Origin of the sequence: Leptolyngbya sp. UWPOB_LEPTO1 (genome assembly GCF_017302695.1) — a bacterium.
GTDB classification, from domain to species: Bacteria; Cyanobacteriota; Cyanobacteriia; order Leptolyngbyales; family Leptolyngbyaceae; genus Leptolyngbya; species Leptolyngbya boryana.
This window is the reverse complement of sequence record NZ_JAFLCJ010000053.1, coordinates 1-13,268: the sequence shown is the minus strand read 5'-3', so window position 1 is coordinate 13,268 and position 13,268 is coordinate 1. Positions and strand designations below refer to the sequence as shown.

The window sequence follows — 13,268 nt, the reverse complement described above, 5'->3', positions numbered from 1 at the left end:
AGCTTCGGGCCGCTGAAGACCCAGAATTCGAGACGTTCTACACCAAGAACATTCTGCTGAATGAGGGCATCCGGGCATGGATGGCATCTCAGGATCAGCCTCATGAACACTTTGTATTCCCCGAAGAGGTTCTTCCCCGTGGTAACGCTCTCTAATACTTCTTTCGCAGGCAACCGCGACCAAGAATCATCTGGATTTGCTTGGTGGGCAGGTAATGCTCGTTTAATCAATCTCTCTGGTAAATTACTGGGTGCTCACGTCGCCCACGCAGGTCTGATCGTTTTCTGGGCAGGTGCAATGACCTTGTTTGAGGTTGCGCACTTTATCCCCGAGAAACCGATGTATGAGCAAGGTTTGATCTTGCTGCCTCACTTGGCAACCCAAGGTTGGGGTGTTGGACCGGGTGGCGAAGTGATTGACACCTTCCCTTACTTTGTCGTCGGTGTTTTACACCTAATCTCTTCCGCAGTACTCGGTCTGGGTGGAATTTACCACGCAGTTCGTGGACCGGAAACACTTGAAGAATATTCGTCTTTCTTCGGTTACGACTGGAAAGATAAGAATCAAATGACCAACATCATTGGCTATCACTTGATCCTGTTGGGTGCGGGTGCGTTGCTATTGGTCATTAAAGCAATGTTCTTCGGCGGAGTCTACGATACTTGGGCACCGGGTGGTGGTGATGTTCGTGTGATCACGAACCCCACGTTAAACCCTGCTAAGATCTTCGGCTATCTCACCAAAGCTCCGTTTGGTGGAGAAGGCTGGATCATCGGTGTGGACAACATGGAAGACATCATTGGCGGTCATATTTGGATCGGATTCATCTGCATTGCAGGTGGAGTCTGGCACATCTTGACCAAGCCTTTTGGTTGGGCACGTCGCGCGCTGATTTGGTCAGGTGAAGCTTACCTTTCCTACAGCTTGGGTGCGTTGTCTTTGATGGGCTTCATTGCTTCTATCTTTGTTTGGTATAACAATACGGCTTACCCCAGTGAATTCTACGGTCCGACGGGTCCTGAAGCGTCTCAAGCGCAAGCGATGACCTTCTTGATTCGTGACCAGAAGTTGGGTGCGAACGTTGGTTCTGCTCAAGGTCCGACCGGTCTTGGTAAGTACCTGATGCGCTCTCCGACGGGTGAAATCATCTTCGGTGGTGAAACCATGCGCTTCTGGGACTTCCGTGGTCCTTGGTTGGAGCCGCTACGGGGTCCGAACGGTCTTGACTTGAACAAGATCAAGAACGATATTCAGCCTTGGCAAGTTCGCCGCGCGGCTGAGTACATGACTCATGCTCCGCTCGGTTCGATCAACTCTGTGGGTGGTGTTGCAACGGAAATTAACTCGTTCAACTATGTGAACCCTCGTGCTTGGTTAGCGAGCTTCCACTTCATCATGGGCTTCTTCTTCTTGGTCGGTCACTTGTGGCACGCAGGTCGCGCACGCGCGGCTGTTGCTGGCTTCGAGAAAGGGATCAACCGTGAGACTGAACCTGTATTGTCGATGCCGAACCTTGACTAATTTCTAGTCAGTTCGATTTCAAAGCCCTCGCCTCGTGCGGGGGCTTTTTGCGTAGAATCTCTATCAAGTCAGATGTAAGTTCTAATGCGATCGCTGTGGAATAGAACTATCCAACTTGAAAGTTTAGAAGAATGATGACTTTATTTTTTCTGATCGCGATCGCTGCAATTCTTGGCGCGATCGTGTCTGCATCTCGCACTTATACAAAACTCAAGTTACAGCCCAATTCTGTTCAAGAAGCCATTGCCCCAGAAGCTCCGAAACTTCAGCCTGATTTAGACTCTGAAGGTGCAATTCTGTCGATGATTCCACAGCCTACACCTGATATTCCTTTGGCGACATCGCTGAGAATTTCAGAGGTGATTGATCCGAGCTTAGAGACTGATTCACCTCCAGAAGCAACGCATCATTCCCAGCCTGTTCTCGCAGAACTTGAGCAGTTAGAACAGGTTGAGGAAACGTTGAATCAGCTGACGAGCAAGGTCATCGATCCAGATCCATTCATGCGATTGGCGGTTGCGGTTGAATTGGGAGAGTTGGCAAAACGAGGGCAAGCGGTTGATCGAGTCGTGACCCTCTTGAATCGATTGATAGAAGATGCTGATTTAGAAGTTCGAGTCCAAGCAGGAGCATCTTTAGCAATGCTTCCGAATGCTCTAATTTAGTAGCATTCACAGGGCTGCTTTTGAGGTTGCAGACGCGCCAAGATTTGCTGCAATACGATTGCAGTCCAATCAATATCTTCTTCGGTTGTCTGTTTTCCTAACGTAAGCCGGATACCTGATTTCGCAACACGATCGTCATAACCCATCGCCTGCAAAATCGTACTGGGGCGCAATGTTCCGCTACTACAGGCAGCCCCTGCACTAATTCCAATGCCCGCAAGATTCATTTGTCGAACTAACACTTTGCCATTCAGCGTCTGCCCATCTGCCTCGGGTAAGCAGAAGCTGACATGATGCGGGAGCCGATGCACCCGATCTCCGGTCACGACTAAGCCAGAAACATTAGATAGCGCATCAAATAAGCGATCGCGGAGTCGAATCAAGCGAGGAGTTTCGATCGCTAATTCTTGAGCGATCAACTCGGCTGCAATGCCAAAACTTGCGATCGCTGGCAGGGCTTGCGTGCCCGATCGCAGTTTTGCTTCTTGTCCACCACCATTGAGCAGCGGCAGAAGTTTTACCCCAGGACGCACATAAAGTGCTCCAGCTCCCTGAGAGCCGTAAATTTTATGACTTGACAGTGACAGTAAATCAATCGGTAAGTGCTGAACATCGATCGGCAATCGTCCCGCAACCTGGACAGCATCGGTATGAAAAACTGCACCATGATCATGAACAATCTGACCCAATTGGGCGATCGGTTGAAGTGTTCCAACTTCGCTTTGACCATAGATGATCGACACTAAAACGGTGTTGGATTGAAGCGATGCTTTTAAATCTGCGGGATCGACTTGTCCAAGTCGATTCACTGGCAGGCGAGTCACTTCCCAACCCCACTGCTCTAGAAGGCTTGCAGGCTCAGAAGTGGCGGAATGTTCAACACTAGAAATAATGATATGTTGAGGCGTACGGTACTGCTGAGCGATTCCCATCACCGCAAGATTATTTGACTCTGTTCCACCCGAGGTAAAAACAATTGACTCTTCAGGTGCATTAATTAGACGAGCAACTTGAACGCGCGATCGCTCTAGAATCGTTGCCGCACGCTGACCCCACTGATGCAAACTCGACGGATTGCCCCATTCCTCCGTCAGGACTTGTTGCATTGCTGCGATCGCTTCGGGTCGCGTGGGCGTAGTTGCACTATAGTCGAGATAAATTTGCATGAGTGGGGGTTGCCAAAGATGGGTACGCTACAGGTGCTATTCGATGCGAATGCATTGAAAGTAGCACGTTGATGTTGTGCGAGAATCTAGCTTGTGGTCAGACTGAATCACCTTATCCAGTTTAGTCTCTGTACGCTCCTATTTGCGGGATGCCGAGCAGCTTCATCTTCGATCAGTGTGCGCCCACTGCCACAAGATCCCAACATCCAAGTCTTTACGAATCAAGCAGCGGCCTCTGAATATACTGAGCCGTATCGCAAAATTACAAGGGCAGGCGATAACTTAGAAGACGTTTTAATCGATACGATCACGAGTGCAAAGTCGAGCATTGATGTTGCGGTACAAGAATTTCGATTGCCTAATGTGGCGAAGGCATTGCGCGATCGCGCAGCAGCAGGCGTGACTGTTCGAGTGATTGTCGAAAATCAGTACGCTCGTCCTTACAGCAGTTATTCTGCCGCAGAAGTTGAGAAATTGCCGGAGCGAGAAAAAGCGAGATATCAGGAATCCAGAACGCTGATCGATCAAGATCAAGATGGACAGTTAAGCCTGACTGAAATTCAGGATCGAGATGCCTTAGTGATTTTGGATGTTGCGAAGATTCCTCGGATCGATGATCGAGCCGATGGCAGCCGAGGCAGTAACTTAATGCACCACAAATTCATAGTTGTGGATGGAAAGACTACGATCGTAACTTCGGCAAACTTCACGATGTCAGACGTACACGGAGACTTTGCTCGTCCTAGCAGCCGCGGCAATGCTAATAATTTGCTGAAGATGGAAAGTGTGGAAGTTGCACAGGCTTTTACAGCAGAATTTGAACTCATGTGGAGCGATCGCAAATTTGGCGTGAAAAAGCCATTTCGTCCAGCACAGCAGTTCAAACTGGGCGAGAGCGTGATTTCCTTGCAGTTCTCACCCAATTCCAGAACGATTCCCTGGGAACAAACACCCAATGGTTTGATTGCCAAAACGCTTCAGCAATCCACGCAAGCGATCGATTTAGCGTTGTTTGTGTTCTCGGATCAGGATTTGGTTAATACGATCGAAGGAAAATCAATTCGGGCATTAATCGAACCCAGCTTCATGTATAGACCTTTCAGCGAAGGTTTAGATATGTTAGGCGTGGCGCTAAGTAATACCTGCAAGTGGGAAGTCAATAATCGTCCTTGGCAAAATCCCATCAAGACAGTTGGAGTGCCGCAACTTCCGCCCGGTGATATGTTGCATCACAAGTTTGGAATTGTAGACGGACATACCGTGATTACAGGGTCTCATAACTGGACGCTTGCCGCGAATCGTGGAAATGATGAAACGGTTATCGTGATTCGGAATCCGGTAGTTGCAGCCCATTTTCAACGAGAATTTGATCGACTGTATGCAAATTCAGTTCTGGGGATTCCTCCAGCAATTCAGCGCAAGGTTGAGGCTGAACAGAAACAATGTCCTCCACCAAGCCAATCTCGCACCGGGTTAGTCAATCTCAATACTGCAACTCAGGCAGAGTTAGAAGCATTGCCGGGAGTTGGCTCAGGATTAGCGAAACGAATCATTCAAGCCCGTCCATTTCAGTCCTTGGAAGATCTTGATCATGTGCCTGGTGTCGGGAAGAAGTTGATAGAACGCTTGAGCGATCGTGTGACCTGGTAGGAGACTTAACTGATCACTCCATCTCTAATGTTCACGCATTCCGTCCAGGTTTTAGAAACCTTCGATCGTACACAGTGCCTCTCGCAATTCCAAAGCGTTTTCCCAGTAACCTTCTGCCCTTCTTCCAGTTTGAAGAATTAATCTCAAACTATAAGCATTCGGAAATCCTTCCACCTCTAGCCAGATGCGATCACTTTCCAATTCGCAAGCGATTCTCTCTTCATCCATCAACTCTTGAGCAATCTGTTGAAGCGTCTCATGCAATTGCTCACTCAAGCGACGGAAATCATTCCATTCCTGCTCGGTTAGTTCGATCGCCCAATCCTCGCCACCGACTAAGCCTTTAAATTCAGGAGCCGCAGCATCCCAACCTAATCGCCAACCTGCACCCGTTTTCAGAATCCGGCTCATCGAGGGGTAAAGACATTCACTAACGACTGAATCAAGGCATCGCGCTGTTTGCGATTCAACTTTTGGATAATCGCACGATCGCTTTCAAAGGGATTTTTGCGGAGATTTTCAGCCCCAGGATAAGTACTTGCGCTCATCAGTTCATTTGCGCCCAGAAAATCCGCGATCGTATATTTCCAGTCCAGCCGATAATTCACCGGACGACCTTTGATGAAATAGTGATAACGCACCAAACGACTGACTAAAGTGTTGTTGGGATCAACCTTGCCCGTTTCACGATTCACGTATTGATTTTCGAGCGGGAGATCCGGATTGTCTTTGTATACTTGCTGCCATGCTTCCTGAATCCGAGTCGGGCGAGAACCAGGCGTTTGGGCGAGAGCAGGTGAACTCAAGAACAGCGTGACGAGACTGAGAGTAATAAAGCGCTTCATAAGACTGATCAAAAAATAAGGGCAATTGCTTGCCCCAAATTCAGGATTATTCGCCGATAATTTCGGGCTGTGTCAGTTCATCCGACATTTCGATAATGGCTCGCATCACAGGCTTCATCATCGGATCATCTCCACTGTCAAAATCTTCAAAACGGCGGCGTTTGGCGCGATTTGCAACTTGAACAGTGATCCGGTAACGGTTAGAAGCAGCGCTAATCAAGTCATCGGCGCGGCGCATCAGTTGAACCGTGTCAAAGGTGGGACGTTTATGTAAGGATCCAGATTTTGCCATCAGTGTTCTCTCAGTAAAGAATTCGGAAGTATTTCGATCTTCAAAGCTTGTGTAAAGTTTTGAAAAATTTCGTTTAGAGTGATAGAGTCCGAATTAGCTCAGACTCTATTAATAGCGCAGACCTGTTTCATTCGCACAAGATTCATGCAGATTTTGGTTTCTCCCCCAATCAATTCTACGGCTCCTCCAGTGTCTTCACTGCGAATTTTGGCATTAGGCGATAGCCTCGTCTATGGATTTGGTGATCCAGAAGGTGGAGGTTGGGTAGAGCGACTCAGACGACGCTGGATGAGTCCGGGAGAGGCAAACCACGCCCTTTATAACTTGGGAGTGCGAGGAGATGGGGTGCGGCAGGTCGCACGGCGATTAGAGGTCGAATTTCATCACCGCGGAGAATTGCGAAATCGCGTTCCGGATTTGATTATTTTGTCGGTCGGAGTGAACGATTCGCCACGAGTTGGCAAGCTGGATGGAAAAAATTTAACGCCGTTTGAGACCTTTCAAGTTGAAATGGCGGATTTACTCGATCGAGCCAGTAAGCTTTGTCCTGTTTTGTTTGTTGGCATGGTTCCAGTAGACGAAGCGAGAATGCCGTTTCTGGACTGTATGCATTACAACCATCAAGATCAGAGTCGCTATAACGCAGCAATTCGATCAGCATGTGAGGCAAGAAAGATCCCGCATTTAGATCTGTTCGAGACTTGGAGATCGCGAGGATTAACTTGGTGTCAGCAGCAATTTACTGAAGATGGATTGCATCCCAATGTCAGTGGATATCAGGCATTATTAGAAGATATTTCGAGTTGGGATGCGTTTCGCAAGTGGATTGAGAGATGACAGTTTTAGTGGTAGCAACCGGAAATCCGGGCAAAGTGAAAGAGATTGAGCCGTATTTGTCTGGGCTGAATTGGGAATTACGGTTGAAGCCGCCAGAATTGGAGATGGAAGAAACGGGAACGACGTTTCAGGAGAATGCGGCTCAAAAAGCGACTCAAGTTGCGATCGCGACCGGACAATGGGCGATTGCCGATGACTCGGGATTGGAAGTCATGGCATTAGACGGTAGACCCGGCGTGTATTCGGCTCGGTATGCAGAGTCAGACCAAGCTCGAATTGCAAAATTATTAGGCGAATTAGGAGATGCCACCGATCGGCGGGCGCAGTTTGTTTGTGCGATAGCGGTGGCGAAGCCAGATGGCACGATCGCGCTTTTGACCGAAGGATTCTGTCCGGGTGAGATTTTAACCGCTCCGAGAGGCGAAGGCGGATTTGGATACGATCCGATTTTTTACGTGCCAGAGCAGGGAATGACGTTTTCTGAGATGCCGTTAGAGGTTAAGCAGGAAATTAGCCACCGTGGGCGGGCTTTCCAGGCGATTTTGCCGCAGATGAAAGCGCTTAAAGTGTGAGCGAGAAAGAGAAAAGGGCTTGGAAAATTCCAAGCCCTGGTTGATAGGCATTGACTAGCAAAGCGAAAAATTATTCTGCTTTCGCTTTACGTTTGCGGGCAGAGTAAGCGCCAACTGCGCCCAGAGCGAGCAATCCAGCAGCAGAAGCGGGTTCTGGAACGGATTCAGCAGGCGGCATATCAGTGACATCAGCAACCGTCAGCTTGGTGCGGAAAATGGTGTAGCGATTATTATCACGCTTGTCACCGGATGAATTGGTCGTGGTGTTGAGGAATTCTGCTGCTTGAGTCACTTCCGAAATCCGTCCCCAAGGGCGAGTTGAACCATCGTTCAAGCCTCGGCTACGAGCAGAAATCCAATTCGCATTCGAGATTTCCCAGTTCAACTCAGCATTACCGGGTGTGTGTCCCCAGTCACCGGGGTTTGTGCCTTTCTGAGTAATGACATACTCCCACGCATCCGGTTTCGAGAGTAAGTTGTAAGTCTTGCTGTCTTTGTCTTTGAAGCTGAACTCGCCGACCCAAGACTCGTCTACACTGCGATCGTCCCAAACGACGACATACAAATAATCATTGGAGTCCATTGTGAAATCCCAAGTTTCGGCATGTGACCAGTTGTAGCCGCCCGTGCTGCCATTGGGACCATACTCATTGCGTCCGACGAAGTTTAAGCGATCGCCCGTGCTGCTGCCATGAAAGAGTCCGTAGTGATTATCAGCAGTTAGCGTAGCCCGACTCGTGAGGGAAGCTGCAAACGCTTGACCTGCGTTTGAGAGTGCGATCCCCATTGCAAGAATTGCTCCAGCAATGAACTGTTTTCCAGAGAGAGACATGCCTGTAGCTCCTTGAGATGAATGCGTTCATACTGGCATCTCAGTGTTTTAGTGTGTATGTTTTTACACTCTTCTTGTTTCTTTACTGATGTAATCCCAGGCGTTTTTGAGGAGGAAATAAATTTCTTGCATAGTAAAAGAGATCGCTTCACATTCTCCTTGTAAACCCGGAGATAAAATTAGATTAATTTCAATATTTAAGCAATTAAGAATAGATTTTATCCAATGATCAATCCGTAAGATTGATGAGAAGGCACTAGAAATACAGGAAAGATGATGCGACTTCTATCGTATTTTTCACTGATAAAAGATTCTATTCTTGCTAAGAATGCGGAGCAAAATCAGCTTGAATCTCCGCAGTGGCGAAATTCCTGACAGAATAGATAGATGTGATTTTTTCTAGCCCTTTTTTCTTATGACTGCGACAGAGCCAGGTTCATACAAAAATAGTGTCAATCTTCCCCAGACTAAGTTTGACATGCGCGCAAATGCCGTCAAACGGGAACCCGAATTGCAGAAGTTCTGGGCAGAACAGAAGATTTATGAACACCTGTCACAAGAAAATCCGGGTGAAGTGTTCATTCTGCATGACGGGCCGCCTTACGCCAATGGCGCGTTACACATCGGTCATGCGATGAATAAAATTCTCAAAGACACGATTAATAAATACCAATTGCTCAAAGGGCGAAAGGTTCGGTATGTTCCGGGCTGGGATTGTCATGGTTTACCGATCGAGTTAAAAGTCTTGCAAACCCTCAAGCCAGATGAGCGTCGAGCCTTGGCGACGATCGATCTACGCCACAAAGCGAGAGATTTCGCCCTTGCAACGGTCGAGCAACAGTCCAAGAGCTTTCAACGATATGGGGTTTGGGGAGATTGGGAGCATCCTTATCTGACCTTGAAGCCGGAATACGAAGCGGCTCAAATTGGTGTGTTTGGGCAAATGGTGCTGAAAGGCTATATCTATCGAGGATTGAAGCCTGTGCATTGGAGTCCAAGCTCTAAGACAGCTTTGGCTGAAGCGGAATTGGAATATCCAGAGGGTCATACTTCGCGCAGTTTGTATGCGGCGTTTGAAGTGTTGAACTTGTCGAAAGAGTTGCAGATGCCGCTTGATCCGTTCTTGGGTGAATTGGGTGTGGCGATCTGGACAACAACGCCTTGGACGATTCCAGGGAATTTGGGTGTGAGTGTCAATCCAGATTTGGTTTACGCAGTCGTTGAAGTCGGAGAGAATGCACCGGGAAGATTTAAGTATCTGATCGTGGCGAAGGATTTGGTCGATCGCTTGTCAGAAGTGCTTGGGACAACCTTAGAAGTCAAAGCAACGATGATGGGTCGATTGCTGGAGCATTGTACGTATCGGCATCCCTTGTACGATCGCGTGAGTGAGATCTTGATCGGAGGTGATTATGTCACAACAGAATCCGGGACAGGTTTAGTTCATACCGCTCCAGGGCATGGTCAAGAAGACTATCAGGTGGGGCAGCGCTACGGATTGCCGATTCTTGCGCCTGTCGATGACAATGGCAACTTTACTGAAGAAGCCGGACAATTCAAAGGGCTGAATGTTCTGGGTGAAGGAAATACAGCCGTGATCGAGGCATTGCAAGAAGTCCGATCGCTCTTAAAAGAAGAACCCTACCAGCACAAATATCCTTACGATTGGCGCACCAAAAAGCCGACGATCTTCCGAGCGACTGAACAATGGTTTGCCTCTGTTGAAGGATTCCGCGATCAAGCCTTGAAGTCGATCGCTGAAGTGCAATGGATTCCGGCACAAGGAGAGAATCGCATCACATCGATGGTTGCTGAGCGATCGGATTGGTGTATTTCACGGCAGCGGAGCTGGGGCGTGCCGATTCCCGTGTTTTATGAGGAAGAGACGGGTGAGCCATTAATGAATGAAGAAACGATCGCGCATGTGCAGCAGATCGTTGCCGAAAAAGGCTCAGATGCTTGGTGGGAATTGTCGATCGAAGAACTGCTTCCCGAAAAATACCACGGTAAAAAGTATCGAAAAGGCACAGACACAATGGATGTCTGGTTTGATTCAGGGTCGTCTTGGGCATCGGTTGTAGAACAGCGATCGGAACTTCGTTATCCGGCTGATATCTATCTCGAAGGTTCAGATCAACATCGCGGCTGGTTCCAATCAAGCTTACTCACGAGTGTGGCAGTGAATGGTCATGCGCCTTACAAAGCGGTGCTAACTCATGGGTTTACTTTGGATGAACAGGGACGGAAGCAAAGTAAATCGCTAGGCAACGTGGTTGATCCAATGGTGGTGATCGAAGGGGGTAAGAATCAGCAGCAAGAACCGCCTTATGGGGCTGATATTTTGCGATTGTGGGTGTCTTCGGTGGACTACACCAATGATGTGCCGATCGGGAAAAATATCTTGAAGCAGATGTCCGATGTGTATCGCAAGATCCGCAACACGGCTCGCTTTTTGCTCGGAAACTTGCATGACTTTGATCCTGCAAAAGATGCTGTTCCCTATGAGCAGCTACCAGAACTCGATCGATATATGTTGCATCGCGTCACTGAAGTCTTCGACGAGGTTCAAGATGCGTTTGAAACTTATCAATTTTTCCGCTTCTTCCAGACGATTCAAAACTTCTGTACGGTTGATTTATCGAACTTCTACTTAGACATTGCAAAAGATCGGCTGTATATCAGTTCGGTCAATGCTCAACGTCGCCGGAGTTGTCAGACTGTTTTGGCGATCGCGCTTGAGAATTTAGCCAAAGCGATCGCGCCTGTGCTCTCTCACATGGCAGAAGATATCTGGCAGTACTTGCCTTATTCCACTTCGCACAAATCGGTGTTTGCAGCGGGATGGGTGAAGCTAGAGGATCAATGGCGCAATCCAGAGCTAGCAAAACAGTGGGAACAGTTGAGAGAACTGCGGGCAGAAGCGAACAAAGTTCTGGAACAAGCTCGCGCTGATAAAGCGATCGGGTCTTCACTGGAAGCTAAGCTTTTACTCTTTGTTGCGGATTCAGAGCTGCGGGCAAAACTGCAAGCTTTGAATCCTGCTAGTAGTTTGAGCGGCAATTGTGTGGATGAATTGCGCTATCTGTTCATCACCTCGCAAGTTGAACTGCTCGAATCTAGCGATCGCTTAACTGGTTCAAAGTATTGCTCTCAAACGGATACGCTTGGCATTGGCGTGATTGATGCTGAAGGGGAGAAATGCGATCGCTGTTGGAACTATTCGACACATGTGGGTGAATCAAAAGAGCATCCATTGTTATGTGAGCGATGCGTTCCTGCGATCGAAGGTCACTTTTAGCAAAGCCTCTGCGTAATACTCTCTCGCCTCAAATTGAACATTGAGGCGAGAGAAGCAATTTATCGTTTGGATGTTTGGGTTTCTTATCGCTTTTGAAAGACAACAGATAGATTATTGGCAGGCATCGGAAGGACTTTCAATAACTCTAAATTTTGAGCTTGAGCAGCATCAACTACATCCTCTAGATTTCTGACACCCCACTCTGGATTTTGTAGTTGCAAGCTGTCATCGAACAATTCATTACTAGGAGCGGTATGAATTCCGCTTTGTTTGTAGGGACCGTACAAATACAAAATTCCGCCGGGTGGAAGCAGTCGATTCGCACCTGCCATTAGCCCTAAACACGCTGCCCAAGGCGCAATGTGAATCATATTGATATTCACGATCGCTTGAATTGAGTCTTCAACATTCCAAACTGAATCACGTGCGTCAATCTCGATCGGGGCAGCTAGATTCTCCGCAGGCTCAAACTCGCGCCACGCGGCGATACTGTCACGCGCGATCGCGCTTGGATCAGAAGGTTGCCATCGTCGAGGTGCTAAACGAGGTGCAAAGAATACTGCATGTTCTCCTGTGCCACTGGAAATTTCTAGGATTGTTCCTGCTGGAGGGAGCACTTCCAGTAAAACCTCTAGAATCGGTTCACGATTGCGTTGAGTGGCAGGAGCAAATTGACGATCGTGAGATGGATTCATTAGATATACCTTCTATTCATCGACTTAACGAGAGAAAATTGATTGAGCCATTGAAATTTTTAACTTATCCGGATTCACGCTTGACCCTAGCGGTAATAGTTATACCTCACTGCTCCACAAGCTGATCCATCTGTATACCCCCTTCCGACATAAATCAGATTGGCATTCCTACTCTTCTCACAATGCATTGATCTGAAATATTGCTGAAGGATTGTCGATCGCGGAACCAATCCCCAAACCTCCCGATTTACAAGTATCTTCCAATCTAAATCTGTTCGATGGAACTTGTCGAACTCGAAAATTTAACCTCTAAAGTCGCAAGGTTTTTTGTCGATCGACAGCTAGAAACGATATCCTGCTTAAGGCTGCACAACTCAGAACTCTAAAGAGTCTGAACAAGTCTAAAAAATGATCGTGATCTCAGTGGGCGAACCGAAATCGTATGAAACCGTATTTTGAATTGTTGGCTTTAGGTGTAGGAGCGTGGATGGCTATCGGCTCGGTGGATGCGGCAACCGCCAATCCCACCTCACCCCAAAATGAGCCAGAACCCGCCTCAAACTCGTCCGTCGCCGCTCAACCACAATCTCGTGTTCTGGTTGCGGCTCCCCCCAGTGTGGCAAAACCCTCAATTTTTAACCAATTCAAGCCAGAGAACAGTTCTCCAACGCTCACCCTCGCAGCATCGCGCGACTTAGAAGGCGATCCTACCCCTCCTTGGGTCATTGATCTCAAACCGAACGCGATCGCACAAACTCCCTCCGTCGTTGTCCCAACCAAACCCGTCACGACTAAGCCAAACCCCAAACCCAACCCAACCGCCCAAGCTCCAACAACTCCACGTCCTTCTGCACCCTTACCCCGACCAACGACCTCTACACCAACCCCCACTCCC

12 protein-coding genes and 2 pseudogenes are annotated in these 13,268 nt (G+C 48.2%); 8 read left to right on the top strand and 6 right to left on the bottom strand.

From position 1 onward, the window contains the following. The 3 genes and pseudogenes from J0L70_RS31640 to J0L70_RS31630 form a co-directional block, all read left to right on the top strand. Positions 1-155 (top strand): annotated as a pseudogene (locus tag J0L70_RS31640) (photosystem II D2 protein (photosystem q(a) protein)); the annotation flags it as partial. Further along, positions 139-1,521: a photosystem II reaction center protein CP43 gene (gene psbC, locus J0L70_RS31635; RefSeq protein WP_190653201.1), complete on the top strand. Its 1,383-nt coding sequence runs from the start codon at positions 139-141 to the stop codon at positions 1,519-1,521. The pseudogene J0L70_RS31640 and the gene psbC, both read left to right, overlap by 17 nt. 131 nt (positions 1,522-1,652) lie before the next feature. Further along, a complete protein-coding gene (locus J0L70_RS31630; protein ID WP_190653202.1) occupies positions 1,653-2,186 on the top strand; it encodes a hypothetical protein in 534 nt (177 codons plus the stop codon). On the opposite strand, the gene J0L70_RS31625 is transcribed toward J0L70_RS31630, so the two are convergent. Beyond that, a complete protein-coding gene (locus J0L70_RS31625; protein ID WP_017288962.1) occupies positions 2,183-3,352 on the bottom strand; it encodes a cysteine desulfurase family protein in 1,170 nt (389 codons plus the stop codon). The genes J0L70_RS31630 and J0L70_RS31625 overlap by 4 nt on opposite strands. A 93-nt stretch (positions 3,353-3,445) precedes the next feature. Between J0L70_RS31625 and J0L70_RS31620 the strand changes: the two genes are divergently transcribed. Then, on the top strand, positions 3,446-5,002 hold the full coding sequence (locus J0L70_RS31620; protein ID WP_287457290.1) for a phospholipase D-like domain-containing protein: 1,557 nt from the start codon (positions 3,446-3,448) through the stop codon (positions 5,000-5,002). Between the two features lie 51 nt (positions 5,003-5,053). On the opposite strand, the gene J0L70_RS31615 is transcribed toward J0L70_RS31620, so the two are convergent. Genes J0L70_RS31615 through J0L70_RS31605 form a run of 3 tightly spaced genes read right to left on the bottom strand, consistent with a single transcriptional unit; the run spans position 5,054 to position 6,139 of the window. Next, positions 5,054-5,413 carry a DUF1818 family protein gene (locus J0L70_RS31615; RefSeq protein WP_017288964.1) on the bottom strand — a complete coding sequence of 120 codons (360 nt, stop codon included), beginning with the start codon at positions 5,411-5,413 and terminating at the stop codon, positions 5,054-5,056. Further along, the gene (locus J0L70_RS31610) at positions 5,410-5,847 is read right to left on the bottom strand and encodes a hypothetical protein (RefSeq protein ID WP_190653203.1); all 438 of its coding nucleotides are present in this window, start codon (positions 5,845-5,847) and stop codon (positions 5,410-5,412) included. The genes J0L70_RS31615 and J0L70_RS31610 overlap by 4 nt, the downstream gene beginning before the upstream one ends. Before the next feature lie 46 nt (positions 5,848-5,893). Beyond that, on the bottom strand, positions 5,894-6,139 hold the full coding sequence (locus J0L70_RS31605; protein WP_017288966.1) for a DNA-directed RNA polymerase subunit omega: 246 nt from the start codon (positions 6,137-6,139) through the stop codon (positions 5,894-5,896). A gap of 144 nt (positions 6,140-6,283) precedes the next feature. Between J0L70_RS31605 and J0L70_RS31600 the strand changes: the two genes are divergently transcribed. After that, complete coding sequence (locus tag J0L70_RS31600; protein ID WP_287457289.1) at positions 6,284-6,976, top strand: GDSL-type esterase/lipase family protein; 693 nt, start codon at positions 6,284-6,286, stop codon at positions 6,974-6,976. Continuing rightward, complete coding sequence (gene rdgB, locus J0L70_RS31595; protein WP_190653205.1) at positions 6,973-7,548, top strand: RdgB/HAM1 family non-canonical purine NTP pyrophosphatase; 576 nt, start codon at positions 6,973-6,975, stop codon at positions 7,546-7,548. Before J0L70_RS31600 ends, rdgB begins: the two co-directional genes overlap by 4 nt. A 70-nt stretch (positions 7,549-7,618) precedes the next feature. On the opposite strand, the gene J0L70_RS31590 is transcribed toward rdgB, so the two are convergent. Next, positions 7,619-8,380 carry a PEP-CTERM sorting domain-containing protein gene (locus J0L70_RS31590; protein WP_017288969.1) on the bottom strand — a complete coding sequence of 254 codons (762 nt, stop codon included), beginning with the start codon at positions 8,378-8,380 and terminating at the stop codon, positions 7,619-7,621. A 415-nt stretch (positions 8,381-8,795) separates the two neighbouring features. Here J0L70_RS31590 and ileS point away from each other — a divergent pair, with 415 nt between their 5' ends. After that, positions 8,796-11,678: an isoleucine--tRNA ligase gene (ileS, locus tag J0L70_RS31585; protein ID WP_287457288.1), complete on the top strand. Its 2,883-nt coding sequence runs from the start codon at positions 8,796-8,798 to the stop codon at positions 11,676-11,678. 83 nt (positions 11,679-11,761) lie between these two features. Here the strand turns inward: ileS and J0L70_RS31580 are convergent, their stop codons facing one another. Then, on the bottom strand, positions 11,762-12,373 hold the full coding sequence (locus tag J0L70_RS31580) for a DUF938 domain-containing protein (RefSeq protein ID WP_287457287.1): 612 nt from the start codon (positions 12,371-12,373) through the stop codon (positions 11,762-11,764). Positions 12,374-12,815: 442 nt separating this feature from the next. On the opposite strand from J0L70_RS31580, the pseudogene J0L70_RS31575 reads away from it, so the two are divergent. After that, positions 12,816-13,268 (top strand): annotated as a pseudogene (locus tag J0L70_RS31575) (hypothetical protein); the annotation flags it as partial.